Source organism: Cyanobium sp. Copco_Reservoir_LC18, from assembly GCF_009834675.1.
In the GTDB taxonomy this organism is placed as follows: Bacteria; Cyanobacteriota; Cyanobacteriia; order PCC-6307; family Cyanobiaceae; genus Cyanobium; species Cyanobium minutissimum.
The window spans coordinates 72,546-97,026 of sequence record NZ_ASAC01000014.1; the positions used below are offsets into that span (position 1 = coordinate 72,546).

Sequence of the window (24,481 nt, forward strand, 5' to 3'; positions counted from 1 at the left end):
TATGTCTTTAGTCACCATCAGCGTTCAAGAACTGAGCAAGTGCTATCGCATTTTTGATCATCCTAAAGACAGACTGAAGCAAGCTTTCTGGAAACAACGCCGTCAGTATTTCCGCGAGTTCTGGGCCCTGCAAGACGTCAGCTTTGAGGTGCTCCGCGGTGAAACCCTAGGCGTCATTGGACGCAATGGAAGCGGCAAGAGCACCCTACTTCAGCTCATCTGTGGAACCCTGACACCAACCTCAGGCAGTATCACAACCAATGGAAGAATTGCAGCTCTCCTGGAACTGGGAAGTGGCTTCAACCCAGAATTTACAGGCCTGGAAAACGTCTACCTGAACGGGTCCTTTTACGGCCTATCCAGGCAGGATGTCGAATCGCGCCTTGATGACATCCTGGCCTTTGCCGATATCGGCGATTTCGTTCACCAGCCTGTCAAGACTTACTCCAGCGGCATGCAGGTAAGACTCGCCTTTGCCGTGATTGCCCACATCAATGCCGACATCCTCATCATTGACGAAGCACTCAGTGTAGGAGACATCTTCTTCACCCAGAAGTGCATGCGCTTCATCAAAAGGTTTGCCGAAGACAACAGCCTTCTTTTTGTCAGTCATGACACGTCAGCTGTCACGTCAATATGCAACAAAAGCCTGATGCTTCGTGATGGTCGCATCGCGGCACAAGGCACTCCCCGCGACGTGATTCTCATCTATCTGAAGGACCTCTATTCTGAGATGAGTGGCATACAGACTGGTTCCGAGCAAGTTTCGAACCAGAAAGATGTGAAGCCACTGCCATCAAAATCCCAGAATCTGATATCAGCCCAGAGTCAGGCAACAACATCCGAACAGAAGCCGGACTTTCGGAAAGCTATCCTTGACGACTCCAATCTGGCTTCGCGGGCGCACTTTCCAGAACTTATCTTTGATGCCAGTGAGGCCTACGGCACAGGCGAAGCTGAACTTCTGGAAGTGGACTTTCTTGTTGATGAAAAGTCAACCCGCTTGCTCACGGCTGGGGAGAAGGTGTCGCTCATGATCAAAGCCCGCTGCTTGAAAGCTGTGGATGCTCCGATTTTTGCCTTCACCATCAGGAATGCCATGGGCCAGAATCTATTTGGCGACAACACCTGCATCAGCCATCCGCCAGGGTCCATAAGCCTGTCACAAGGACAAGTCTGCGAATGCCAGTTTCGCTTCTACTGGCCTCATCTCACCCATGGCGAATACACCGTTGAAGTGGCAGTGGCCGAAGGAGTCCAGCTGGACTGGCGCTGTCTGCAACTCAGCCCCAAGGCAGTCTGCTTTCAATCTGAGGGAGCGAAATCCTTCGGACTCGTCGGGATACCGATGCTCTCGATTGAAATGACGCCTACCTGATCACACCCGCATTTTTTCATGCTTCAAGACCAAGTGAGGCACGAGCGCTGGATCAGAGAAAGGTTCAGCGCTGCCGACGAACAACATCCGCGTGAACTCGGAATAATCTTCCTGTCTTGGCAGCGTCCAGTCATCGGGGAACTGCGGATGCTCCACAGTCGTGTGAAAACTGTAAACATGGGGAAACAGGGCCTGCAACTGATTCCAGATCAGCAGACGGCTTGGCCTGCACCCCACTCCGGTTGTTGATTGGGAACCAACCGACGCCGGCTCTGGCACCAAATTCACCGCATCCGCATCTGTCAATGGATCTGGCGTGACGCAAGTCTCCAGAATCACCAAAGACGGTTCTACAGACCGAAGCATGCGGAGAAAGCGTTCCGGTGCAGAAAGATGGTAAAGCACACCATAGGCAAAAACGCAGTCGTAGTGCAGGCCGGCGGGGGATATCATCTGATTGGCATCATAAGTATAGCCAATCCAGCGGCGCCGCTCCTCGCTCGAAAGAGTCTGATTGATAGCCCGAATATTCTCGGGTCGCCCGTCGACACTGGTCACCAGACAGCCTGTCTCCAGGAGCTTCTGGGTGAACCAGCCCGGTCCAGAGCCCAACTCAAGGACGCTGTGATCAGATTGGATCAAGGCATGTCCAGCAACATGCTTCCAGCGGGCCTCATTGATCTCAAGATAGGCGTCGCGCTCAAAATCGAAATCATGAGCCGTGGCTGAGGCGCGTACATAGAGCGCATCGCCATGACCCTCCACATGGGCAGAATAGTCCTTCCGCTCAAAACCGATGGCCGTAAGGATGTTGTGAACAGGCTGCTCGGAGGTGGCATCTTGATAGACATTGACACTGGATACCTCGATGATGATGGTGTCAAATCGCCAGAGGGAACCAGTAGCTCCCTGCAGGACTTCTAGTTCAGATCCTTGGACATCAAGAATCAAAGTCGTCGGTTGATTCTCTGCTACCCAGGCAGCTTCGGCACTCATCAGATGGTCGAGTGTCGTTGTGACCACCGGAAGATCAGACACATGATGGAGTCCGAGCGTAGGCCAGATCCTGTTGGCGTCAGGGCCAAAATCCTTCAAGCTGCTGGAAGCACCATCAGAATTGCTGCTCAGATAGAACCGACGCACATCACCGTATCGGTCAGAAAGGGCCGCAATGCGGAAGTCCTGCTGCTCATAGGCATCAATGGCATGGGCCAGCTGTCGGGCGAAAGCTGGACAGGCCTCAATCCAAAGGACAGAAAGCCGCAGATCGTGGTAAGCGGAAGCCTCCTCAGCAAAGTGAGCGCCAACGTGAATGACCGCACCGCTCAAGTTGGAAATCCATGCTGAAGGCGCCATCATCCAAGTCACCGCTGAATAGATCCTACCGCCAAGGAGTGCCTTCTTCCGACGTCGGTGCCATCCCATCAAGCACCCCAGCCTTGCGTGGCCTCATTGCTTGCCAGAATCGCAGCGATGAGGTGCTCCAAGCCCCCGACGAGGGCCATGTAGAATCAAAAGCAGGACAGATCTCAAGAGGCCAGGAATCCTCTCACACCACAACTCAGAAGAATTTTCCGATGGATTCAAAGAGTCTGAAGAGCTCAGTTCAGAATGCCACAGGCTTTATCGAAGCCGTCAATCAGTACGTCCTCTATTCGAGCAGAGGACTGGAAGGAATGATCTCCACTGTGTTGGGTAATGCAGATCCCGATCACATGCTGCGATGCTATGCGGAGGAGCGGCCAGTGGCTCTGCGGGAAGCCCTATGGGTCTCCCAGCTGGGACAAGACAAACTGGTGGCTGGACTGCTGGACTTTCGGAAGGGCGGTTTCTTTATTGAACTGGGGTGCGGGAACGGCACCATCATCAGCAATACCTACTCCCTGGAGCACTTCTTTGACTGGAGGGGGCTACTGGTTGAGCCATCGCCTGGGTTCTGCCAAGACATGCGACACTCGCGGCGCTCGCGCATCGTTGAACGCGCGATCACCCCACACAATGACAATCAATCTCTGACCTTGATTACCGGAAATGTCTACGGATCCTGCATAGAGTCCTCCCAGGCAGACTCGCACGCAGAGTTCCTCGCTGCCTGTAAGGCTCTGGACCTTACCCATGAAGTTCAGTCCATCAGCGTAGAAAGTCTCTGCCGAGAGTACGATGTACCTGCAGATTTCGAATACCTCTCATTGGACATTGAGGGCGGTGAATACGAAATCATCAAAGCCTGGCCTTTCAGCCAGCACAGGCCGATGATGCTCTCAGTTGAACATAATTTCGGTCCCACGCGTTACGACATCAGAGAGTTTCTGCACCGCAACGGCTATGCATGTTTCGGTCTTGAATGGGACGACTTTTTCGTTTCCAATGAAGTACTGGATCTGGTGAAGCCCCCAGCTAACATGGCTGCGAGCCTCGAAGCCAATCGCTCACCCCGAGATCTCCTTTCCATCTCCTTCGCCGATCAGATGGCTCAACCTTCAGACAAGGATCCCCTAGAAAGCACAGCTCAGCTACGGGCCCGGTTGCTGACAGCGAACTGGGTCTTGAATGAGCAATGCCAAAAGGAGATCCACAACCTCAGAGAGCAATCCCAGCAATCCCTCCAACTGGCCATCAACCAGGTGGCAGAGCTCAAGGAATTGGTTGAAGAGTATGAAGCGAGAGAGATAAGTGAGAGCGCTTCCAGGCAAAACCAGGATGGCCAAGTGACTGGTGAGCGGGAGCCTCACAACGCTGTGAAAGCAAACGGCTCCCCGATCGAACAACCACCAACCTGGAAATCGAAGCTTAAACAGCAATTGGACAAGTTGCTGACGGACTGACGATCAGCTGCCGATCGAACGCCCACCGGATCAGGGGCCGTCCATCACCGCCTGAAGCATTCAGACTGCCACTTCCTGTGGCACCTGGGGCTGGAACATGAACATCGAATAGATCACGTTGCGCCGCATCTGGGTCATCATCTCCAGGAACATGTCGTAACCCTCGTTCTTGTATTCGATCAGGGGGTCCTTCTGGCCGTAGCCCCGCAGCCCCACCGATTCCCGCAGGGCCTCCATGGCCTGCAGGTGCTCACGCCAGAGGGTGTCGATCTGCTGCAGGATGAAGAAGCGCTCCGCCTCCCGCATCAGGCCCGGCCGCATCTGCTCGATCTGTCCCTCCTTGATGTCGTAGGCATTGCGCATCTGCTCCTGCAGGAAGGCCTTGAGCTCCTCCATCGACAGGCCGCTCACCTGATCCGGGGAGAGATCGGCCAGCAGGTAGATGAACTCCTTGACCTTCTCCACCAGGCGGGTGAGATCCCATTCCTCGGGCGGCAGATCCGGGTTCACGTAGGCCTCGACGATGTCGTCGATGGTGCGCTCGCCGTAGCCGATCACCTGCTGCTTGAGCTCCCGTCCCTCCAGCACCCGGCGCCGCTCGGTGTACACCGCCTTGCGCTGGTTGTTCATCACCTCGTCGTACTCGAACACCTGCTTGCGCATGTCGTAGTAGTACGTCTCCACCTTCTTCTGGGCCCCCTCCAGGGAGCGGGTGAGCATGCCCGATTCGATCGGCATGTCCTCTTCCACCCGGAAGGCGTTCATCAGGCCCGCCACCCGGTCGCCGCCGAAGATGCGCAGCAGGTTGTCCTCCAGGGAGAGGAAGAAGCGGGTGCTGCCGGGGTCGCCCTGGCGGCCGGCACGGCCCCGCAGCTGGTTGTCGACCCGGCGAGACTCGTGGCGCTCGGTGCCGATCACGTGCAGGCCGCCGGCGGCGCGGACCTGGGCCTCCTCCTGCTTCACCACCACGTCGTACTCGGCGCGCACCTGGGCGATCAGTTCCCGCAGCCGCTGGATCTGGGGATCGTCGGTGGGGGCCTTCTCGGCGGCCTGGGCGATGCGGTCCTCGAGTTCGAGCACCGTGAGGGTGCGGTCTCCCCACACCGCCACCAGGTCGCGGGAGAAGCCGGCGAGGGCCTTCTCCGTCTCTTCGGAGAGGCTGCAGGGATAGAGGTTGCCGATGGCGCGGGCCTCACTGGCCGGCCGGGAGCTGGGGGCCACGGCGCCGCCGAAGCCGGCCGGCGCCTCGGTGGAGCGCTGCAGGGGCACCGGCGGGCGATGGCCTTCCTCGGGGCGCACCAGCCGGGGCAGCAGCACTTCCCGCAGCTTGAGGCGGGCCATGTAGTCGCTGTTGCCCCCCAGGATGATGTCGGTGCCCCGGCCGGCCATGTTGGTGGCGATGGTGACGGCGCCGGCCCGGCCCGCCTGGGCCACGATCTCCGCCTCCCGCTCCACGTTCTCCGGCTTGGCGTTGAGGAGGTTGTGGGGGATCGCCTGCTCCTGCAGCAGGGTGGAGAGCAGCTCGGACTTCTCGACGCTGGTGGTGCCCACCAGCACCGGCCGACCGCTCCTGTGCACCTGGGCGGTCTCGGCGGCCACGGCCTGCCATTTGGCCGTTTCCGTCTTGTAGACCTGATCGGGCCAGTCGGAGCGGGAGCGGACCCGGTTGGTGGGCACCACCGCCACTTCCAGCTTGTAGGTCTTCTCGAACTCCACTTCCTCGGTCTTGGCGGTGCCGGTCATGCCGGCGAGGCGGGGGTAGAGCAGGAAGAAGTTCTGATAGGTGATGCTGGCCAGGGTCTGGGTCTCGGGCTGGATCGGCAGGGACTCCTTGGCCTCGATCGCCTGGTGCAGGCCATCGCTCCAGCGACGCCCCGGCATCACCCGGCCGGTGAACTCATCGACGATCACCGCATCGGAGCCCCGCACGATGTAGTTGACGTCCTTGACGAACAGCTCCTTGGCCTTGAGGGCGTTGTTGATGAAGTGGGCCCAGGGGTCCTGGGGGTTGAAGAGGTCCTGGACCCCGAGCAGCTGCTCGGCCTTCTGGTAGCCCTCGTCGGTGAGGGTGACGTTGCGCTGCTTCTCGTCGACCTCGTAGTCGCCCTCGGGATCGATGCCGTCCTTGCCCATTTCGGCGGCGCGCTCCAGCTCCGCGGCGATCCGGGCCGCCTGCATGTACTTCTCCTGGGGCCGCTCGATCTGGCCGGAGATGATCAGGGGGGTGCGGGCCTCGTCCACGAGGATCGAATCCACCTCGTCGATGATGCAGTAATGGAAATCGCGCTGCACCACCTCGGCGATGTCACTCGCCATGTTGTCGCGCAGGTAGTCGAAGCCCAGCTCCGAGTTGGTGGCGTAGGTGATGTCGCAGGCGTAGTTGCGCCGCCGCTCCGGCGGGCTCATGTCCTGCTGGATCAGGCCGACGCTCAGCCCCAGGAACCGGTGGATCTGGCCCATCCACTCGGCGTCACGGCGGGCCAGGTAGTCGTTGACCGTGACCACGTGCACCCCGGCCCCCGTGAGGGCGTTGAGGTAGGCCGGCAGGGTGGCCACCAGGGTCTTGCCCTCGCCGGTCTTCATCTCGGCGATCTGGCCGTTGTGCAGCACCATGCCGCCGATCAGCTGGACGTCGAAGTGGCGCATGCCCAGCACCCGCTTGCCCGCCTCCCGCACCACCGCGAAGGCCTGGGGCAGCAGCTCATCGAGCAGGGCCTTGCGCCGGGCCGCCGTCTCGGGCTTCTCCAGTTTCTGGCGGAACTCGGCCGTCAGGCCCCGCAGCTCCTCGTCGCTGAGGGGCTCGATCTCCTCCTCCAGCAGATTGATGTCGGACACCAACGGCTGGTAACGCTTCAGCTTGCGGGCATTGGGATCACCCAGCAGCAGCTTGAGCATGGAAAGGGCCTGTCCGTATCCCCTCACCCTACCACCGCAAAATGGTGGCCGAGAGCGAAGAATCGTGCTGCTGCAAGGGTTCTCAGCTCATCTGGCACCGGGGATCCGCACCCGAGGGGCCCGCGGCACCGGCCGCCAAGCAGGATTCGCAGCTGATGCGCCCCATCCCGGTCCGTTGAGCAGTGCCACCCCCGGGCCCCAGGCCCCCTCGATCGCCCCGATCCGGCTGGTCCGCCACAGCCGGCTGTGCCTGCGGCTGCACTGGCGGCTGGCGGCCCTCGGAGCCCTTCTCGATGGCCACAGCTTCTGGGCCACCGGCCGCAGTGCCTCCCAGCTGGGGCGGATGCTCAGCGGCAGCCAGGTGGTGGTGAGCGCCTGGCAGGCGGGAACCCTGGTGGGCTTCGGGCGTGCCACCAGTGACGGGGTGTTCCGCGCCGTGCTCTGGGACGTGGTGGTGGCCGAGGACCAGCAGGGCCGGGGGGTCGGCCGGCGGATCGTCGAGACGCTGCTGGCCTGCCCGGAGGTGGCGGCGGCCGAACGGGTCTACCTGATGACCACCACAGGCGAGGGCTTCTACGGGAAGCTGGGCTTCAGCCGGGTGGACAGCCAGCGGCTGATGCTGAAGACGAGGCTGGAACAGACAAGCGGATGAAGAGATTCGAACTCTCGACCCTCTCCTTGGCAAGGAGATGCTCTACCACTGAGCTACATCCGCAATCGAGGCAGGATACCGCTGGGCGGCGTGCCCCACCAGGTCGGCCTGGTGAGATGAGAATGCACCACAGGGGGCCCCTTGGTCAAATCCCCCACGCCGCCGCCCAGGGCAGTCGAGGGGCCCGGTGGACGCCACGGCTATGGTCGGGTGCCATGAACAGCCATGGCTCTCAAGGGACGCCGCCGGGCTTGGCCGTGCAAGGGTCATGGCAACATGCGCTCACGGCCGCTTCCCTCACCCGGGGGGCGCGAAGGGATTCTCGGCTGACAGGCCGTCCGTCGCCGGTCACGCCACGGAGGACCCAAGCCATGAGGCTTCATCAGCCCATCCTTCTGAGAGGTGGCGACCCGCATCCGACACGCCCGGGCCAGCGCCCTTGCGCCATGGTGGGTGCCACCCTTGATCACGGGGCAAAGCGATGAGCCTGGCATGGTCGAAAAAGCTGGCGCGCAGAATGGTGAAAGCGATGCGTCCTGGGCTGGCCCTCCCAGGTCGAACTTTGCTTCCCGTTTCCTACCGGGCGGTGCATCGTTCCATCGTTCGGAACGCCACACGCCGTGATCGCAGGATTGCACGCACATGCCATCGACTGCTGCAAAGGATCGGTCACCCGATTCTTGGCTACAAGGTATGCCTGATCACGGAGGCTCAGTTCCTGGAACGGCACGATCCCCCCAACCAGGAGCCAGGCCTTGCCGCCAGCGAAGGTCGTCCTCCGATCCTGGATCAGGTTCTCCATTATCTGCGGGCTCAACTTGTTCATCGCTTGGTCGGCATCAAGGACGCCACCAAAAGGCTGGTCGCCCTGGTGGCACTGGTGACCCGACGCCCTCGTTCGGCCCTGGCGCCCCCCAGCCACCTGCCTGTCGCTGGAGTCTTCGAGGGACTGTCCTACAGGATGATCAGCAAGTCGCCGACGGAAGGGCTGGTCGGATCCGCCGCCAATGGGAATCAGGCGCAGCACTATCAGGCGACCACACGACAGGCGAGGGAGCTTCAGAAAAGTCTTCGGAGCATCCGGAGCCGAACCCAAGGCTCCATGGACACCGGCATCGGAGCCGCCGACAACGAAGACAAGGTCGGAATCATTATCTCCTGTTTTCATCCAGAACGCTACCTAAACGGTTTCTTGAGCAATCTCAAGGAACTCGAGAATCCACAGCGACTGATCCCAGTCATTGTCAATGCGGGAATGTCCGAGGAAGCTGAACGGAAGATCCGTACAGCGCTGGATACTGACCACTTCCACCAAAGCCACTTCATCACAGCGCTTGGAAGCGGAATTTACGAAGCCTGGAACATCGCGATTGAGGCCGCCGGCGAATCAGTCCTTTACTTGACGAATTTCAACGTTGATGACCGGCGGCATCCGCTTTGCCTGGACGTGCAGGCCGACGCCCTCAAGACATTCCCCAATCGACAACTGGTTGTCACTGATTACCTCTACTTCTTTACCCCCAAGGAGAGCATCGTTGACCTCTACGAGGAAAACCGAGCCAATGGCACCCAGATTCCTGTCATCAACAAGCGGACGATCGTCTACAGGAATCTCCCCCATAGCAGCCCCATGTGGAGGCAGTCACTCCATCGCCCGGAAGATTGCGGCATGTTCAACAAAAGCTACCGGTCGGCCGGTGATGCTGATTTCTGGTACCGCGTCAGTCAGCGCCATGAGAATCCGGCCGAAGTCGTCTCTATCCCATTGAGCCTCTATTACAACAACCCTTCCGGTCTCTCAACAAGGCCGGCCACTGCGGGCGAATGGGAGCACAAGATCTGCTCCGATCCCCATTATCTCAAGCTCATGGACGCGATTGATATCGCGTTGCCCGAGTCCTTTGTTGCCGCCCACTGTCGGCGCAAAGACGCCGAGCATCTGCAGCTTTTTGCAGCCCTGTCGGCCATCAAACAGCCATGAAGATCCTGGTCATCGATGGAATTTTTTTCCAACTCAATGAGTGGTCAGGAATCGCAAAGTATTGGCGGCAACTCCTGGAGCAGATTGACGAACACTTGGACACGCACCCCGAACCAGACCTACAGGTTTACCTGCTGATCCGTGGCCGATCACGGCCGCTCAGAGAAGCCCAGTACAAACATATTAACAAGCTATTTTATTCTTTCTTTGACTATCGTTGTGCCCTCTCCGACTATAGGCACCTAGGAATTCTCTGCCAAGATTTGGGAGCCACAGCATTCATCAGCAGTTTCTACACCCTTGCCTATGGAGTCACCAACATAGGAATGGCCTATGACTTCATACCGGAGCACCTCAACATCATCGAAACCCATGCCATGTGGGCAGCAAAGGCGCTCTACATGGAGTCCCTGTCTCACACATTCGCCATCTCCAAGGCCACAGCCGACGATGCACAAAAGTTTTACCCTCGCATCAGATCCACGTATGACGACATCTTTTATCCCATCATCGGACAGGACGAGTTCCGGCTCCCCAGCTCACACGAGCGACTTCAGTTCCGGCAGAAGCATGGGCTGACCTATCCCTACATTGCCTTTGTGGGCAATCGCCATGGATACAAGAACATTGACCTGTTGCACAAGGCGTTGGCAAGCTCCAGCATCTGCCATCAGACCCTTCCCGTTGGCCTTGTGCTGTCTTCGGGAGAAGAGTTGAGCCCGGAAGAGATCCGTTTATTTCATAGTCGACTCAACTTTGGCGTACGGCAGATCCGCTTTGATCGCTTGGGGATGGGCTGCTATCTCCATTGCGCAGAGTTCTTGCTTTATCCCTCACTGCTGGAAGGATTTGGCTATCCAGTTGTCGAGGCCTTGGCACAAGGCTGCCCTGTTATCACCTCTGGATCCACATCGATACCAGAAATTCTGTGCTATGCGGAGAAGGCTGATTACCTGATCGTGGATGGCTACGATGGCCAGCAGTGCCTTCAGGCCATTCTCGAACTCCTCCATGGTCGCCGGCGCAGTGCAGCGAGAACACGGCACGCCCTCATGGAAGCCTTCACTGCAAACCTTGCCTCCCGATTCCTGAAGAGAGTCTTCGAGGTGGCGCCGACCCTCCAGCCACCAGAGGAGAGGTACCTTTCAGGTTGTCTTCCTCTCGACGGTCTTCTGGCCTGACCATCCAACGCGATCCACGCCAGCCTCGTCAATGGATACCCCGCAGACCAGCCCAGATCGGCTAAACCATCTTCTGATCGATCTGTTGCCGCTGCTGCCGGGGGGGGCCAACGGGGGTGCCAAACCCTTCGTGCTGGATCTTCTGGTGGAGTTGTGCCATCGGCACCCGACCGTCCTGATGACGGCGTGCTGTACCCCCGCGGCGAGTGGTGAACTCGAGGCCCTCTGCCTCCCCAATCTGCAACTCCTGACCCAGAAGCCGGGCTATGCGGGGAACCGATGGCTGGGCTCTCGCCGCCTGGCGGGCGTGAAAAGCAGGCTTGGCCGAAGCTTCCAGCCAGAGCACCCCCAAGCCCAGCTGCTGTTCTGTCCGTTCGGCATCACTCGACTCCGGCGCCCACAGCTTCCGCTCGTCTCCATCCTCTACGACCTGCAGATGCTGGCCTATCCAGAGTTCTTTCCCCCAGCGGATCGTCGGGAACGGCTGAGAAACTTCCGGCGCCAGGCAAGGCGCTCCACCCGTATCGCTGCGATCTCAGACTTCACACGCGACACAGCAATCGCCGCCGGAGTGAATCCGGATAGGGTCAGGACCATTCCCATACAGATTCGTCGACCACAGAACGAAGATCTGGCAGCCACTCCGCTGTCCCATGGGTTGGAACATGGCCGGTATTTCCTGTATCCCGCAAATCTCTGGCACCATAAGAACCACGAACTGCTGTTGACAGCCTTCGCGATGGCGAAGCACAGTGGTCTGCCCGATGATATCCAGCTGGTCTGCACCGGGGAGGATCTCAATCGCCGACAACGGCTGGAGGCGGTGGCGGAAGGGCTCAGGATCAGTCCATCGGTCAAGATGACTGGATTCGTTGCCGCTCAGCACCTTGACAGCCTGTATGCGCACAGCCTAGCCGTTGTGTTCCCTTCTCTGTACGAAGGCTTTGGCATGCCGGTGATCGAAGCCATGGCCCTAGGTGTTCCCGTGGCCTGCAGCTCCACCACCGCCCTTGCGGAAGTGGCCGGCGACGCGGCCCTGCTCTTTGATCCCGGCCATCCGGGAGAAATCGCCACTGCAATGTGCCGACTCAGCCTCGAGAAAGAGCTGCGCGCAACCTGCATTCAGAAGGGAAGAGTTCAGTCGTCCAGGTATACGAGCCCAGGGACCATGGCAAACAGTTACTGGGAGTTATTTCATGATGCCCTGAAGGGTTTTCCTGCCACATGATGTGCCCAGTATCCATCAGTATCATCACCCCATCCTATCAGCAAGGAGACTTTCTTGAGCGGATGCTCGCCAGTGTGAGCAACCAGAGCCATCCCGTGATCGAGCATCTCGTCTATGACGGTGGCAGCACGGATCGAAGCGTTGAGATCTTGCGGGCTGCTGGGAGCAGGGTTCGCTGGGTCTCCCGCCCCGACGGTGGGCAGGCCGATGCTGTCAATCAGGGTTTATGGTCGGCTACTGGAGAGGTCATTGGCTGGATCAATTCAGATGATATCTACTATCCAGAGGCCTTCGAAAGCATCGCCGCGGCATTTGCCGCCGACCCCGATCTGGATGTTGTCTACGGAGAGGCCGATCACATCGACGTGTTCGACAATCCCTTCGAGGCCTATCCCACGGCACCATGGGACCCCGAATGGCTGCGCCACGATTGCTTCATTTGTCAGCCGGCCTTGTTCTTCCGGCGACGGGTTGTGGGCCGGGTTGGAGTCCTGGATCCCAACCTGCATTACTGCATGGACTACAACTACTGGCTCCGACTAGCGGCCCATGGTTGTCGGTTCCGGTTCCTGCCTCGAAAACTCGCGGGCTCAAGGCTCTATGCCAGCAACAAAACCCTGCGAGACCGAGCCGCTGTCCATCGCGAGATTGCCCGGATGTTCCATACGCTGGAAGGATCAGTTCCACTCCGTTGGGTCTATGCGGAGGCGCGCTACCGCACCTTGGCCTCGATTGATGAACAGCGCTTCCCAGGCCGCTTCGCCGTTGGCCTGATGGCCAATGTCTTGCGCAGCCAATGGCACTGGAACCGCAGGCCTGGAGTGGCGGCCCTCTGGGAATACGCTCAAATCCGACGGCGTCATGCAGCCCGCGTCTGCAGCGCCTCGTCATAAAGATCCAGAAGCTGGCGCGTGCTGCGCTGCCAGTCGAAGAAACGGGCACGCCGCCGGCCCGCCGAGGAGAGCGTCAGGCGTCGGCTGGAATCCGCACAGAGAGCCTCGAGCGCCTCAACCCAACCATCACGGTCGTCTGGTGCCAGGAGGATTCCCCCGTCGCCCACAATCTCGGGCATCGATGTGCGATTGGAACTGACCACCGCAGCCCCCAAGGCCATGGCCTCTAGAACGGGTAGACCAAACCCCTCGTAGTGGCTGGGGTACAGCATGGCAAGGCAGTGACCGTAGAGCCAAGCCAGCTCGGCTTCGCTGACAAATCCAAGCCAGTGAATATCCTGGCCCCATGGAGATGACTTCAGGGCGCCCACGAAATCCTCCATCAGCCAGCCCCTCCCGCCGGCAAGCACGAGGGGGACCGCAGGCCCACCACGCTCCCTGAAGCGCTGATAGACATCCACAAGGAACCGCTGGTTCTTGCGAGGCTCCAGCGTTCCCACCGACAACAGGAAGGGCTGCTGGGTGGCGAACACTGCGGCGGACGGCCGCTGGGGAGTGACCTGAAAACCAGGCTGGTCAAAGCGGGACGCAGGATAGATGACCCTGATTCGGTCAGGCTCCACATGGGGGAAGTGATGCAGAAAGGCTCTCTTGGTAGACTCTGAGATCGCGACGAACCCGTCGGCATAGAGCGCCGCATTGAGGACTCCGTTAAAACAACCGAGCCGGTTCTTGCTGCGATTCCAGCCTGGATGTTCCGCAAAGCTCATGTCATAGAGGGTATAGATAAGCCGCGATTGGATCGGCCAGGGAGGCGACCAGAAATTGTTGGCATGACAGAGATCATGGGCCTCAAGAAAGTGCTTGACCTGCGCTTCTGATCGCCAGAATCGCTCAGCATCACTGCGCCGTAGATGACGGGGCCCATATGTCACACCGCTGGATCTCCAGGGGAAGGCGAAGGCCATCGACGCATTGTGATAGAAGTCGCCGAAACTGGTCAGCAGCGTGAAGCTGTGGTTCGATCCGGCGGCGAGCAAACCATCCATGAGCGAGGCTGCATAAAATCCGCACCCAGCCTTACCTGGCCCCACCTGACTCACATCGAAAGCAATCTTCATCCCAACCTCCGTGCGTCCACCGCTCCGAGGAGCCTGGCCTGCAACCTCTGCCACATCTTTGCCCCATAGCGACGCCAGGCAGGTGCGCTGATCCCCAGCTGCCCATTGATCTCGGCCAGTTGGCTGCGGCCGGCCCAAACAGATCGCCAACCAGCGCTGGCGCCACCTTCCGCCATGCCAATGAGCGGCTTGCTCGAGACAGCGACACGACCCTCCAACTCTGGGCCCAGCAGCAGACTCTGCATCAGTTTGTAATCAGCAGACAAGCTGAAGCGCATATCGAAGCTCTCTGCACGATACAAATCCGTCCGGGCAATGAAGCCTGGATGGGGATAATGCAAGCCTCGTCTCAGATGTCCTAACCAGACGTCATGGCAGGCGGGCAACGGTTCCACCAGCCACGGATGCAACCACTGCCGACCAGGCCGTCGAAAATAGATGATGGAGCACAAGATAACATCCATGCTGTTGTTTCGGGCAGCATGCACGGCGTCCACATAGCCCTCCACATCCAGCAGGATGTCGTCCGCATTGAGAATGTGACTGTAGTGTCCAGTGGCCAGGGCAAGTCCGGCATTCATCGCTGCATACGGACCACCATCAACATTCCGAAGCAACGTACAGAAGGGGACATCAGCCTGATGAAGCCTCACCTTGTCTAGGGTTCCATCTGTTGAGCCGCCATCGACAACGACATGCTCAAGTCGGGCGCCTCGCGCCACGCAGGCCTCTGCGGCTCGGGCGACAGATGCCAAGGTATCGTCAATGGTTTTTGCCGCATTGAGACATGGCGTGATCACCGTCAGTATCGGCAGTGGGTGCGACATCCCCTGGGGCCAGGCAGCACGAACGATAGCCTCAGGCAATGATCCTCCTCAGGGCACCATTGGGAACGGCCTCTGCACAACGCCCACTTCGCATCAGATTCGATCGACAGATCATGCGCCGCCAGCGCCAGGGGGGAATCTGCCGGTACTTTCGTGAGCTGGAGGCCGGGCTTTCCGACCGCGAGGGATTCAAGGTCATTGAGGCGAGGTGGCAGAGGCCGGACGTGGTCCATGCCACCTTCTATGCGGGTCGTCCGTATCACCGCCGGGGTCGCCAGAAACTAGTGAGCAGTCTGTTCGACATGATTCCAGAGCGCCATCCAGAACATTTTTTTCTGCCCGGCCTGCGCTCTCCACACGCCAACAAAGCCAGCTGGCTGGCAGCCTCCGACCTGGTCATCAGCATCAGCGCGGCCAGCGCGGACGATCTTGCCTTTTTTCAACCCCGGCTGACCTGCCCCATCCGGGTGATTCATCTGGCCACAGCCATCGACACCGTACCGGTCCGGCCCGTGGCCAGCTTGCTAGGCCGGCGCTTCTGGCTGATGGTGGGCAAGCGCCACGCCTACAAGAACGGCCTGACCCTGCTGAGGGGCCTGGCCCGGCTCCGGGATCGACCCGTGCCGCTCCTGGTCTGCGCTGGAGGGGGGGGGTGGCGGCCGGAGGAGCGCCGATGGATCCGCAACAACCGGCTGGAAGACGGACTCCTCCAAACGACGGCCGATGACGAAACCCTGGCCTGGCTCTATCGGCATGCCGAAGCGGTACTGGTCCCGTCCATGGCTGAGGGCTTCTCCCTGCCGCTGATCGAGGCGCTCGCCTGCAACACCCCTGTAATCGCCTCGGACATCGAAGTCCACCGTGAGGTCGGAGGCCGATTTGCCAACCTGGTGCCCGCTCTGAATGCAGAAGCCTGGGCGGAGCAGCTTGATGCGGCCGCCACTGCACCCCTGTCCCGGCCACGCGAGACCCTTTCCGGCCAGGAGTATGGGAGTCTGCGTGCATGGTTCGGAGCGGGCCGGCTGCTCCGGGAGCACGAGACGGCTTACCGTTCGCTTTTAGCCAGCGACTGACACACTAGCAAGCAGCGCCGTGATCACTCCATCAACATCTTTGCGGGCACGCCAGCCATGCGTCGCTTGCATTGGCTGGGGATTACCGACGCTGAACTCGATCTCGGAAGGCCGCAACAACTCCTCCACCAGCGTGACGTGGCTGTGCCAATCCATACCAAGCTCTCCGAAAACCCGATCAACGAAGTATTCAAGAGTCACCGCGCGGCCCGTACAGATGACCTGATCCTCAAGGCGCTCCGCCCTGAGGATCAACTGGATTGCTTCGACGTACTCCTCGGCCCATCCCCAATCCCGAGAAACCGAGAGATTTCCAAGCCGCAGCTTGTGATCAGGATCCAGGCGACAGCGCAATGCCCCCTCAACAATCTTACGGGTGACAAACGTGGAGGATCGATAGGGGGACTCATGGTTGAAGAGAATGCCAGTGACGCACTTCATTCCATAGGCCTGCCGGTACACATTGACGGTATTGAAACTGGCGTCTTTGGCGATCGCATAAGGACTGAGGGGTTGCCGTGGTGACGTCACATCAGCGGGCTGGGTGGTATTTCCAAAAATCTCACTACTGCCAGCAAAATACATACGGCAACCCGACCCGGAAAACCGCACGACCTCTAACAGATTGATCGTACCATTGATGATGCTATTGAACGTATCGACTGGCTGCTGAAAAGACAGTCCCACCGAAGACTGGGCCGCAAGATTGTAGATCTCATCAGGGTTATGGAGGGCCACCAACTCCAGGATCTCCCGAAAGTCGCAGAGATCGGCAGTGGTGAGCTCTACGGCATTGGCTATGCCAAGCTGCTGATGCGTTGAAAGATTAGGGTTGCTGGAGCGAGATACGCCGATGACGTGAATGCCTTGGCGCAGCAAGGAGCGACAAAGCAGCGAACCATCTTGGCCAGTGCAGCCGAAAACGAGGGCTTTCAAGTCGCGACCCCATCAATGGAATCAACCATAGGGCCTGGCTTCGGCACAATTGGGCAATATCAAGGATGAGATCACCTTCCTTTGGCCTTGAGGATGGTCTTGATGGTCTTCAGCAGGATCAACAGATCGAGCCCCGTGCCCCAGTGACGCAGATAGTAGAGATCGTAGCTGAGTTTGAGCTCCGCTTCCTCCACACTGGCCGCGTAGGGGGCGCAAACCTGAGCCCAGCCGCTCAGCCCGGGGGGCATCCAATGACGCTTGCGGTAATGGGGGATGCGTGCCTCAAGCTGTTCTTCCAATTGGGGAAGCTCGGGGCGTGGCCCGATCAGGCTCATATCCCCCTTGAGCACATTCACCAACTGGGGAAGTTCGTCGAGCCTGACCCTGCGTAAAAACCAGCCGATCCTGGTGATGCGCGCGTCCCCCCGAATCGTCCAGCTCGGCGGATCTTCCGGGACCGCCTCACGCATCGTCCGCAGTTTGTAGAGCAGAAAGGTCCTCCCCATCAGACCACTGCGGGACTGGACAAAGAACACCGGTCCCCGGTCCTCCATCCAGATCAGCAGACCAGCCAAGAGCATCAGCGGCAGGGTAACCAGAATCAGGATGAGAGCCACGGCGATATCAGCCGCACGCTTGAGCTGGCGCTGCACACTCAAGGTGTCGGACCAGGGAATGTCATGGAGGGTGAGAGCCTCCTCCGGAAGATGGGCCGGCAACAAACGTTGCTGCTGTTGCTCGGCCTTTTCCGACTCCGTCGGAAAGGTGCGTTGCCGCTGGCGAACCAGCCCTCTCAGGAGGAGCCGCGCCAACAGTGCCCAGACGGTCAGCCCGCAAAGCAACGACACCTGGGAGCGTCGATGGAACAGGGTGAGCGTGTTGGGAACGTTCATGACCCAGGCCACCAGGATGATGACCAGCAGTGTGGCCAAGCCGGTCATGACGAGGCGCAGCGCCACCTGACCGGGGTGAAGCCGTGTCCAACGCAGAAGGGTATATCCGCCAAACAGCCAGCTAAAAAAGATATAGACGCATCCAAAACCGAGAAGGCCCTCGGGATGGCTCAGCAGATCGGCCATTCCCGTGGAATCTGCAATCATGGCAACAACCACGACTCCCAGAAGATCGAGACCGGCACAGACAGTCAAGACCTGACGAGGCTTGTTCCAGAACAATCCAATCTCCCACCGCTTCATTGACTTGATGCAAGACGAGGCGACCCAGACCATCGGGTGGCAAACTTGAGGGCGTTCCATGAGGACGACCTCAGGGTTCGCCCTCGGGCCCCTGGAGAACAATCTTCGTACTCAACTCCATGGCCGGTTCCCATTGGCCAGCCAAGACGGAGCATTGGGTTTTCTGCACCACAATCCGTCAGAGGCCCGAAGTGATGAAGGGGCCGCTGGCGTCTGTCCATGGATCAACAGGCTTCCCGCCGCCCTCAGACCACAAGCAGGCTCATGCCCCAGTTGACCAGCACCAGGGCCACCCAGGCGGCACCGCCGATCAGGATCAGGCGGTTGGAGCGGCCGCTGTCCTCGGTGCTGGCGTACAGCACCGGCACCGCCACGATCAGGGCGAAGGAGAGCACCACCAGGGCCAGAACGGTGAGGGTGTTGAGGATCTGCATGGGGCAGGAAGGCTCGAGGCCGGATCAGGCAGCGTGGGGGATCCTGCCATGCAGAGCGGGACCCTGCCCGCCTGCGGCGGCCATCCTTCACACGTTGTCGGGCACGAACAGATCCCCGGCGGCCGCCAGGGCCCCCAGACCGGGGGCGGCGGCGTCCTTGGGGGCCAGCAGGGGCTGGTGGGGCGCCGGCAGCTCCTGCAGGGGCCAGTCGATGCCGATGGCCGGGTCGTTCCAGGCCAGGGAGCGCTCGCACTCCCGGCTCCAGTAGCCGGCGGTCTTGTACTGCACCTCGGCCACCGCGCTCAGGGTCAGGAAGCCATGGGCGAAGCCCACCGGCACCCAGAGCTGGTGCTGGTTGTCGGCGCTGAGCCGCTCGCCCACCCACTGGCCCAGGGTCGGGGAGTCCCGGCGCAGGTCGACGGCCACATCGAACACCTCGCCGACGGTGCAACGCACGAGCTTGCCCTGGGGGTGCGGCGCCCGCTGGAAATGCAGGCCCCGCAGCACCCCCTGCACGGAGCGGGAGTGGTTGTCCTGCACGAACTCGGGGGCGTCGGCGTCCTCCCGCCCCAGGGCCTCGGCGAAGCGGCGCCGGTTCCAGCTCTCGCTGAACCAGCCGCGCTCATCGGCGTAGACGGCCGGGGTGAGCAGCAGGGGGCCGTCGATGGCCAGGAACTGCACGTTCATCGCTGGGGCTCCAGGGCCTGGTGGTCGCTGGCGGCCTCCTGCAGCAGGCGCAGCAGGTAGTCGCCGTAGCCGGATTTCTTCAGGGGCAGGGCCAGCCGCTCCAGCTGGCCGTGGTCGATCCAGCCCAGGCGCCAGGCCACCTCCTCCGGGCAGCCCACCTTGAGGCCCTGGCGCTTCTCGAGGGTGCGGATGTAGCTGGCGGCCTCGTGCAGGGAATCGGGGGTGCCGGTGTCCAGCCAGGCCATGCCGCGGCCCATCAGCTCCACCCGCAGCAGGCCTTCATCGAGATACAGCTGGTTGAGGTCGGTGATCTCCAGCTCGCCCCGCGGCGAGGGGCGCACCTGGCGGGCCCGCTCCACCACGGTGTGGTCGTAGAAGTACAGGCCCGTGACCGCATAGCGGCTGCGCGGCCGGGCCGGCTTCTCCTCGATGCTCAGCACCCGGCCGTCGCCGCTGAACTCCACCACCCCGTAGCGCTCCGGATCGCTCACCGGGTAGGCGAACACCGTGGCCCCCGGCCGCGCGCCGTTGGCCCCCTGCAGCTGGGGGATCAGGTCGTGCCCATGGAACAGGTTGTCGCCCAGCACCAGGGCCGCCGGGGCGCCGTCGAGGAAATCGCCGCCGATCAGGAACGCCTGGGCCAGGCCGTCGGGACTGGGCTGCACCGCATAGCGGATCTCCATGCCCCAGCCGGTTCCGTCCCCCAGCAGCCGCTCGAAGGCGGACCGGTCGGTGGGGGTGGTGATCACCAGCACCTCGCGGATGCCCGCCAGCATCAGGGTGCTGAGCGGGTAGTAGATCATCGGCTTGTCGTACACCGGCACCAGCTGCTTGCTGACGGCGGTGGTGAGGGGGGCCAGGCGCGTGCCGCTGCCTCCCGCCAGGATCAGTCCCTTGCGCTTCATGGCGTCGGCTGCGGCAGCGCGGCCATCAGGCTGCCCATCTCCAGGGCCTGGAGGCCGTAGCTCCAGCCCAGGTTGCTCTTGATGCCGGCCCGCTCCAGGGCCTGCTGCAGGGTGTCGGTGGTGAGCACCCCGAAGATCACCGGCACGCCGGTGTCGCGGGCCACGGCGGCCACGCCTTTGCTCACCTCGGCCACCACCACATCGAAGTGGGGGGTGTCGCCCCGGATCACGGCCCCCAGGGTGATGACCACCTGGTAGCGGCCGCTGGCGGCCAGCCGCTGGGCCACCAGGGGGATCTCGAAGCTGCCCGGCACCCAGGCCACGTCGAGCTGGGTGCTCTCGGGGCTGACGTCGATGCCGTGGCGGGAGAGGGAATCCAGGCAGCCGCTGAGCAGCTTGCCGGTCACCAGATCGTTGAAGCGGGCGATCACCAGCCCGATCCGCAGACCGGCGACATCGGTGAAGCGACCTTCGAAAACCGTCAAGGGGTCAGACCACGAACAAGCTCATGCCCCAGTTGAGCAGCACCAGGGCCGACCCGGCCAGCCCCCCGGCCCGGTCCCCCTACGATCGGAACGCTCCTGACGGCGGACCCATGGCCAGGGAAGTCCAGCAGCAGCTCTCGCTCGCGGACGATCCGGCCCTGCAGGGGGACCTGTTCGGGGGCGCACCCGAGCCGGTGGCCTCTCCCTTGCCGGCGTCGGTGTCGGCTTCCGCTGCCGACGAGGGCGCCCCGGACGACCAGGCCCTGCTGGCCGATGCCAGCGCCCGGCCCCGCCGCCGCCGCCAACGGCCCGCGGCGGCGGCGGCCGCCCTCGAGTCCGACGGCGAGCAGGCCGGTGACCCGAGCGCTGGCGACCCCAACGGCGCCCCGGCGGCGCCCGGCAACGCCGGCCCGGAGCCCGATGGCGACCTGCCCCGCTGGCACCACCATTCCCTGGTGGACCCGGCGGCGCTCACGCCGGTGCTGCGGCACTACGTGGAGCTGAAGGCGGCCCACCCAGACCGGGTGCTGCTCTACCGCCTGGGCGACTTCTACGAGTTCTTCTTCGAGGACGCGATCCTGCTCTCGCGCCTGCTGGAGCTCACCCTCACCGGCAAGGACGCCGGCAAGGCCCTGGGCCGGGTGCCGATGGCGGGCATCCCCCACCACGCCGCCGAGCGCTACTGCGCCGACCTGGTGCGCCGCGGCCTCAGCGTGGCCCTCTGCGACCAGCTGGAGGCGACCCCCGCCAAGGGGGCCCTGCTGCGCCGGGGCATCACCCGGGTGCTGACCCCCGGCACGGTGCTGGAGGAGGGCATGCTGGCGGCCCGCCGCAACAACTGGCTCTGCGCTGTGGTCCTGGACGGGGACGGCAGCCACGCCGGCCGCTGGGGCCTGGCCGTCGCCGACGTCAGCACCGGCGAGTTCCGGGTGACCGAGCGCACGGGCAGCGGCAGCCTGCACCAGGAGCTGCTGCAGCTGGAGCCCGCCGAAGTGGTGTGGCCCGGCCCGGAGGAGGCGCCGCCCTGGTGTCCCGAGGGGCTGAGGCTCACCGCCCTGGCCCGCACCCCCTTCGGCGCCACCGAAGCCGCCGCCCTGCTGCGCCGCCGCTTCCGCCTGGCCAGCCTCGATGGCCTGGGGCTGGGGGAGGCACTCCTGGCGCTGCGGGCCGCCGGGGGCCTGCTGGCCTACCTGGACACCACCCAGCCGGCGCCCGAACCCGGCCCGGCGGCCGCAGAGGCGGAGGGCGCCGCCGCCATCCCGCTGGAGAGGCCCCGGCTCTGGCACGCCGGCGACCAGCTGGTGCTCGATGCCCAGACCCGCCGCAACCTGGAGCTCACCCGCACCCAGCTGGGCGGCGCCCTGCAGGGCTCCCTGCTCTGGGCCCTCGATCGCACCGCCACCGCCATGGGCGGCCGCTGCCTGCGTCGCTGGATCGAGGCCCCCCTGGTGGACCGGGCCGCGATCCTGGAGCGGCAGGAGGCGGTGAGCGAGCTGGTGGAGCAGCGGCCCCTGCGGCTGGGGTTGCGCCGGCTGCTGCGGCCCATGGGGGATCTGGAGCGGCTGGCGGGGCGGGCCGGCGCCGGCAGCGCCTCCGCCCGCGACCTGGTGTCCCTGGCCGACGGCCTCGAGCGGCTGCCCCGACTGGCGGCCCTGGTGGCGTCCTGCCGCAGCGGTCCCCTGGCGGCCCTCAGGGGTCCCTGGCCCGAGCTGGCCGCCCTGGCCGAGGAAGTGCGCCACCACCTCATCGACACGCCGCCCCTGTCGCTGAGTGAAGGCGGGCTGCTCCACGACGGGGTCGATCCGGTGCTCGACGGCCTGCGCAACCAGCTCGACGACCAGGAGGCCTGGCTCTCCCGGCAGGAGGCGATCGAGCGGCGGGCCAGCGGCAACCCCAACCTGCGCCTCCAGTACCACCGCACCTTCGGCTACTTCCTGGCGGTGAGCCGCGCCCGGGCCGCCGCCGTTCCGGATCATTGGATCCGCCGCCAGACCCTGGCCAACGAGGAACGCTTCGTCACCCCGGAGCTGAAGGGCCGCGAAGGCCGGATCCTGCAGCTGCGGGCCCGGGCCTGCCAGCGGGAGTACGAGCTGTTCTGCGAGCTGCGCCGCCGCGTGGGGGAAGCGGCCGGGCCCGTGCGGGCGGCCGCCCGGCGGGTGGCGGAACTGGATGCCCTGGCCTCCCTGGCGGAGGTGGCGGCCACCGGCGGCTACTGCCGGCCCGAGCTCAGCGAGGGGCGCGAGCTGGTGATCGAGGCGGGGCGCCATCCGGTGGTGGAACAGCTGCTGGTCGACGCCTCCTTCACCGCCAACGACCTGCACCTGGCGGCCCCCGGCCCCGACGGCTCCCCGGCGCCCGACCTGATCGTCCTCACCGGCCCCAATGCCAGCGGCAAGAGCTGCTATCTGCGCCAGAGCGGCCTGCTGCAGCTGATGGCCCAGATCGGCAGCTGGATCCCGGCCCGCTCCGCCCGGCTCGGCATCGCCGACCGCATCTTCACCCGGGTGGGGGCGGTGGACGACCTGGCCAGCGGCCAGTCCACCTTCATGGTGGAGATGGCCGAGACCGCCAACATCCTTCACCACGCCAGCCCCCGCTCCCTGGTGCTGCTCGATGAGATCGGCCGGGGCACGGCCACCTTCGACGGCCTCTCGATCGCCTGGGCCGTGGCCGAGCACCTGGCCGAGGGCATCGGTGCCCGCACCATCTTCGCCACCCATTACCACGAGCTCAACGAGCTCGCCGAGCTGCTGCCCAACGTGGGCAATGCCCAGGTGCTGGTGGAGGAGACCGGCAACGACCTGGTGTTCCTGCACCGGGTCTGCCGGGGGGGTGCCAGCCGCAGCTACGGCATCGAGGCCGCCCGGCTGGCGGGGGTTCCCGCCTCGGTGGTGCTGCGGGCCCGCCAGGTGCTGGGCCGCATCGAGGCCAACAGCCATGTGGCGGTGGGGCTTCAGGGCGGCGGATCCAGGGCGGCCTGATCCAGCCAGGCCCGCCGCAGCAGGGCATTGGCGGCGGCACCCACCAGGCCGGCGCCGCCCTTGCTGCCCTCCAGGCGGATCTGGGGGAGGGCGCTGGCGGCGAGATGGCGCTTGCTCTCGGCCACCCCCACGAACCCCACCGGCATGCCGATCACCAGGGCCGGCGCCGCGATCGTTCCGGCCTCCACCAGCTCCAGCAGCCGCTCCAGGGCCGTGGGAGCGCTGCCCACCAGCACCACCGCTCCGGGGTGCTCCACCAGGGCCCGCTCCATGCCCGCCGCCGCCCGGGTGCCGCCGACAGGGGCCACCGCCGGCGCCCACGCCAGCACCGACAGCACCGGATTGGCGAAGGTGCGCCGGGCCATGGGCGCCACGGCCGCCGCGGCCATGGCCGTGTCGGTGAGGATCGGCGCGCCGGCCGCCAGGGCTTGGAGGCCGGCGGCGCAGGCCCCCGGTCCGAGGCGCAGGTCCGGCGCCAGGGCCAGGTCGCCGCTGCTGTGCACCAGGCGCTCGAGAACCTCCTGCTCCACCCCCTCCAGGCCGGTGGGCCCCAGCCAGCCCCGGATGCGGCGCACGCTCTCCCGGAAGATCGGGTGGTCGAGGGGGGCCGCGGAGCCGGAAGAATCGAAGCTGTCCATCGCCTGCGGCGCCCTGGGATGCAGAACCTCCCCCGGCGCCCGCCGCCGCCGGCTGCCCGGGAGGGGAAACAGCGAGGCTAGGGGAGGCACCGGTCGGGGCAGGAGCAGCAACGGGGGCAGGGGCAGGGCCCGTCCTGATCCGAATCCAACACCTGTACGTTGTGT

20 protein-coding genes and 1 tRNA gene are annotated in these 24,481 nt (G+C 63.0%); 9 read left to right on the forward strand and 12 right to left on the reverse strand.

Annotation, left to right across the window (positions count from 1 at the left end; genetic code table 11):
* Nucleotide 1: 1 nt before the first annotated feature.
* Nucleotides 2-1,378, forward strand: a complete 1,377-nt coding sequence (locus L107_RS07860) for an ABC transporter ATP-binding protein (protein ID WP_159817666.1) — start codon at nucleotides 2-4, stop codon at nucleotides 1,376-1,378.
* Here L107_RS07860 and L107_RS07865 read toward each other — a convergent pair whose 3' ends face one another.
* Nucleotides 1,379-2,734, reverse strand: a complete 1,356-nt coding sequence (locus L107_RS07865; protein ID WP_159817668.1) for an FkbM family methyltransferase — start codon at nucleotides 2,732-2,734, stop codon at nucleotides 1,379-1,381.
* A gap of 83 nt (nucleotides 2,735-2,817) precedes the next feature.
* Here L107_RS07865 and L107_RS07870 point away from each other — a divergent pair, with 83 nt between their 5' ends.
* Complete coding sequence (locus L107_RS07870; protein ID WP_159817670.1) at nucleotides 2,818-4,203, forward strand: FkbM family methyltransferase; 1,386 nt, start codon at nucleotides 2,818-2,820, stop codon at nucleotides 4,201-4,203.
* Between the two features lie 60 nt (nucleotides 4,204-4,263).
* On the opposite strand, the gene secA is transcribed toward L107_RS07870, so the two are convergent.
* Nucleotides 4,264-7,098: a preprotein translocase subunit SecA gene (secA, locus tag L107_RS07875; protein WP_159817672.1), complete on the reverse strand. Its 2,835-nt coding sequence runs from the start codon at nucleotides 7,096-7,098 to the stop codon at nucleotides 4,264-4,266.
* A gap of 175 nt (nucleotides 7,099-7,273) precedes the next feature.
* On the opposite strand from secA, the gene L107_RS07880 reads away from it, so the two are divergent.
* Nucleotides 7,274-7,750 carry a GNAT family N-acetyltransferase gene (locus L107_RS07880; RefSeq protein WP_159817674.1) on the forward strand — a complete coding sequence of 159 codons (477 nt, stop codon included), beginning with the start codon at nucleotides 7,274-7,276 and terminating at the stop codon, nucleotides 7,748-7,750.
* On the opposite strand, the gene L107_RS07885 is transcribed toward L107_RS07880, so the two are convergent.
* Nucleotides 7,742-7,813 (reverse strand) — tRNA-Gly (locus L107_RS07885). The genes L107_RS07880 and L107_RS07885 overlap by 9 nt on opposite strands.
* Nucleotides 7,814-8,231: 418 nt before the next feature.
* Here L107_RS07885 and L107_RS07890 point away from each other — a divergent pair.
* From L107_RS07890 to L107_RS07905, 4 genes are read left to right on the forward strand one after another with little or no spacing between them, the layout of a single operon-like run.
* Nucleotides 8,232-9,731 carry a hypothetical protein gene (locus L107_RS07890; protein ID WP_159817676.1) on the forward strand — a complete coding sequence of 500 codons (1,500 nt, stop codon included), beginning with the start codon at nucleotides 8,232-8,234 and terminating at the stop codon, nucleotides 9,729-9,731.
* The gene (locus L107_RS07895) at nucleotides 9,728-10,912 is read left to right on the forward strand and encodes a glycosyltransferase (RefSeq protein ID WP_159817678.1); all 1,185 of its coding nucleotides are present in this window, start codon (nucleotides 9,728-9,730) and stop codon (nucleotides 10,910-10,912) included. Before L107_RS07890 ends, L107_RS07895 begins: the two co-directional genes overlap by 4 nt.
* Before the next feature lie 31 nt (nucleotides 10,913-10,943).
* The gene (locus tag L107_RS07900) at nucleotides 10,944-12,140 is read left to right on the forward strand and encodes a glycosyltransferase family 1 protein (protein ID WP_159817680.1); all 1,197 of its coding nucleotides are present in this window, start codon (nucleotides 10,944-10,946) and stop codon (nucleotides 12,138-12,140) included.
* Complete coding sequence (locus tag L107_RS07905) at nucleotides 12,140-13,033, forward strand: glycosyltransferase family 2 protein (protein WP_159817682.1); 894 nt, start codon at nucleotides 12,140-12,142, stop codon at nucleotides 13,031-13,033. The genes L107_RS07900 and L107_RS07905 overlap by 1 nt, the downstream gene beginning before the upstream one ends.
* Here the strand turns inward: L107_RS07905 and L107_RS07910 are convergent.
* Nucleotides 13,000-14,154, reverse strand: coding sequence for a glycosyltransferase family 1 protein (locus L107_RS07910; RefSeq protein ID WP_159817684.1), 1,155 nt, complete (start codon nucleotides 14,152-14,154; stop codon nucleotides 13,000-13,002). The two genes, L107_RS07905 and L107_RS07910, sit on opposite strands and share 34 nt — an antisense overlap.
* Entirely contained in the window at nucleotides 14,151-14,981 is an 831-nt protein-coding gene (locus L107_RS07915) for a glycosyltransferase (protein ID WP_159817686.1), read from the reverse strand. Before L107_RS07915 ends, L107_RS07910 begins: the two co-directional genes overlap by 4 nt.
* A gap of 113 nt (nucleotides 14,982-15,094) precedes the next feature.
* Here L107_RS07915 and L107_RS07920 point away from each other — a divergent pair, with 113 nt between their 5' ends.
* Entirely contained in the window at nucleotides 15,095-16,054 is a 960-nt protein-coding gene (locus tag L107_RS07920; protein WP_159817688.1) for a glycosyltransferase family 1 protein, read from the forward strand.
* Here the strand turns inward: L107_RS07920 and L107_RS07925 are convergent.
* From L107_RS07925 to ribH, 6 genes are all read right to left on the reverse strand, one after another.
* Nucleotides 16,040-16,990 (reverse strand): GDP-mannose 4,6-dehydratase, encoded by a 951-nt coding sequence (locus L107_RS07925; RefSeq protein WP_159817690.1) that lies wholly within the window; start codon nucleotides 16,988-16,990, stop codon nucleotides 16,040-16,042. The genes L107_RS07920 and L107_RS07925 overlap by 15 nt on opposite strands.
* A gap of 71 nt (nucleotides 16,991-17,061) precedes the next feature.
* The gene (locus L107_RS07930) at nucleotides 17,062-18,219 is read right to left on the reverse strand and encodes a sugar transferase (protein WP_236550576.1); all 1,158 of its coding nucleotides are present in this window, start codon (nucleotides 18,217-18,219) and stop codon (nucleotides 17,062-17,064) included.
* 212 nt (nucleotides 18,220-18,431) lie between these two features.
* The gene (psbZ, locus tag L107_RS07935) at nucleotides 18,432-18,620 is read right to left on the reverse strand and encodes a photosystem II reaction center protein PsbZ (protein WP_015109823.1); all 189 of its coding nucleotides are present in this window, start codon (nucleotides 18,618-18,620) and stop codon (nucleotides 18,432-18,434) included.
* Between the two features lie 87 nt (nucleotides 18,621-18,707).
* Entirely contained in the window at nucleotides 18,708-19,307 is a 600-nt protein-coding gene (rfbC, locus tag L107_RS07940) for a dTDP-4-dehydrorhamnose 3,5-epimerase (RefSeq protein ID WP_159817692.1), read from the reverse strand.
* The gene (rfbA, locus tag L107_RS07945; protein ID WP_159817694.1) at nucleotides 19,304-20,212 is read right to left on the reverse strand and encodes a glucose-1-phosphate thymidylyltransferase RfbA; all 909 of its coding nucleotides are present in this window, start codon (nucleotides 20,210-20,212) and stop codon (nucleotides 19,304-19,306) included. The genes rfbC and rfbA overlap by 4 nt, the downstream gene beginning before the upstream one ends.
* Nucleotides 20,209-20,697, reverse strand: coding sequence for a 6,7-dimethyl-8-ribityllumazine synthase (gene ribH, locus L107_RS07950; protein WP_094584241.1), 489 nt, complete (start codon nucleotides 20,695-20,697; stop codon nucleotides 20,209-20,211). Before ribH ends, rfbA begins: the two co-directional genes overlap by 4 nt.
* A 110-nt stretch (nucleotides 20,698-20,807) precedes the next feature.
* Between ribH and mutS the strand changes: the two genes are divergently transcribed.
* Nucleotides 20,808-23,678, forward strand: a complete 2,871-nt coding sequence (mutS, locus tag L107_RS07955) for a DNA mismatch repair protein MutS (protein ID WP_159817696.1) — start codon at nucleotides 20,808-20,810, stop codon at nucleotides 23,676-23,678.
* On the opposite strand, the gene L107_RS07960 is transcribed toward mutS, so the two are convergent.
* Nucleotides 23,651-24,316 (reverse strand): precorrin-8X methylmutase, encoded by a 666-nt coding sequence (locus tag L107_RS07960; protein WP_159817698.1) that lies wholly within the window; start codon nucleotides 24,314-24,316, stop codon nucleotides 23,651-23,653. The genes mutS and L107_RS07960 overlap by 28 nt on opposite strands.
* Between the last annotated feature and the right edge of the window lie 165 nt (nucleotides 24,317-24,481).

Coding starts and splice junctions, on each gene's coding strand:
- L107_RS07910 (WP_159817684.1), bottom strand. CDS start 14,154: ATGAAGATTGCTTTCGATGTGAGTCAGGTGGGGCCAGGTAAGGCTGGG.
- rfbA (WP_159817694.1), bottom strand. CDS start 20,212: ATGAAGCGCAAGGGACTGATCCTGGCGGGAGGCAGCGGCACGCGCCTG.
- L107_RS07930 (WP_236550576.1), bottom strand. CDS start 18,219: ATGGTCTGGGTCGCCTCGTCTTGCATCAAGTCAATGAAGCGGTGGGAG.
- rfbC (WP_159817692.1), bottom strand. CDS start 19,307: ATGAACGTGCAGTTCCTGGCCATCGACGGCCCCCTGCTGCTCACCCCG.
- L107_RS07890 (WP_159817676.1), top strand. CDS start 8,232: ATGAGCCTGGCATGGTCGAAAAAGCTGGCGCGCAGAATGGTGAAAGCG.
- L107_RS07895 (WP_159817678.1), top strand. CDS start 9,728: ATGAAGATCCTGGTCATCGATGGAATTTTTTTCCAACTCAATGAGTGG.
- secA (WP_159817672.1), bottom strand. CDS start 7,098: ATGCTCAAGCTGCTGCTGGGTGATCCCAATGCCCGCAAGCTGAAGCGT.
- psbZ (WP_015109823.1), bottom strand. CDS start 18,620: ATGCAGATCCTCAACACCCTCACCGTTCTGGCCCTGGTGGTGCTCTCC.
- L107_RS07860 (WP_159817666.1), top strand. CDS start 2: ATGTCTTTAGTCACCATCAGCGTTCAAGAACTGAGCAAGTGCTATCGC.
- L107_RS07865 (WP_159817668.1), bottom strand. CDS start 2,734: ATGGCGCCTTCAGCATGGATTTCCAACTTGAGCGGTGCGGTCATTCAC.
- L107_RS07905 (WP_159817682.1), top strand. CDS start 12,140: ATGTGCCCAGTATCCATCAGTATCATCACCCCATCCTATCAGCAAGGA.
- mutS (WP_159817696.1), top strand. CDS start 20,808: ATGGCCAGGGAAGTCCAGCAGCAGCTCTCGCTCGCGGACGATCCGGCC.
- L107_RS07960 (WP_159817698.1), bottom strand. CDS start 24,316: ATGGACAGCTTCGATTCTTCCGGCTCCGCGGCCCCCCTCGACCACCCG.
- L107_RS07915 (WP_159817686.1), bottom strand. CDS start 14,981: ATGTCGCACCCACTGCCGATACTGACGGTGATCACGCCATGTCTCAAT.
- L107_RS07900 (WP_159817680.1), top strand. CDS start 10,944: ATGGATACCCCGCAGACCAGCCCAGATCGGCTAAACCATCTTCTGATC.
- L107_RS07920 (WP_159817688.1), top strand. CDS start 15,095: ATGCGCCGCCAGCGCCAGGGGGGAATCTGCCGGTACTTTCGTGAGCTG.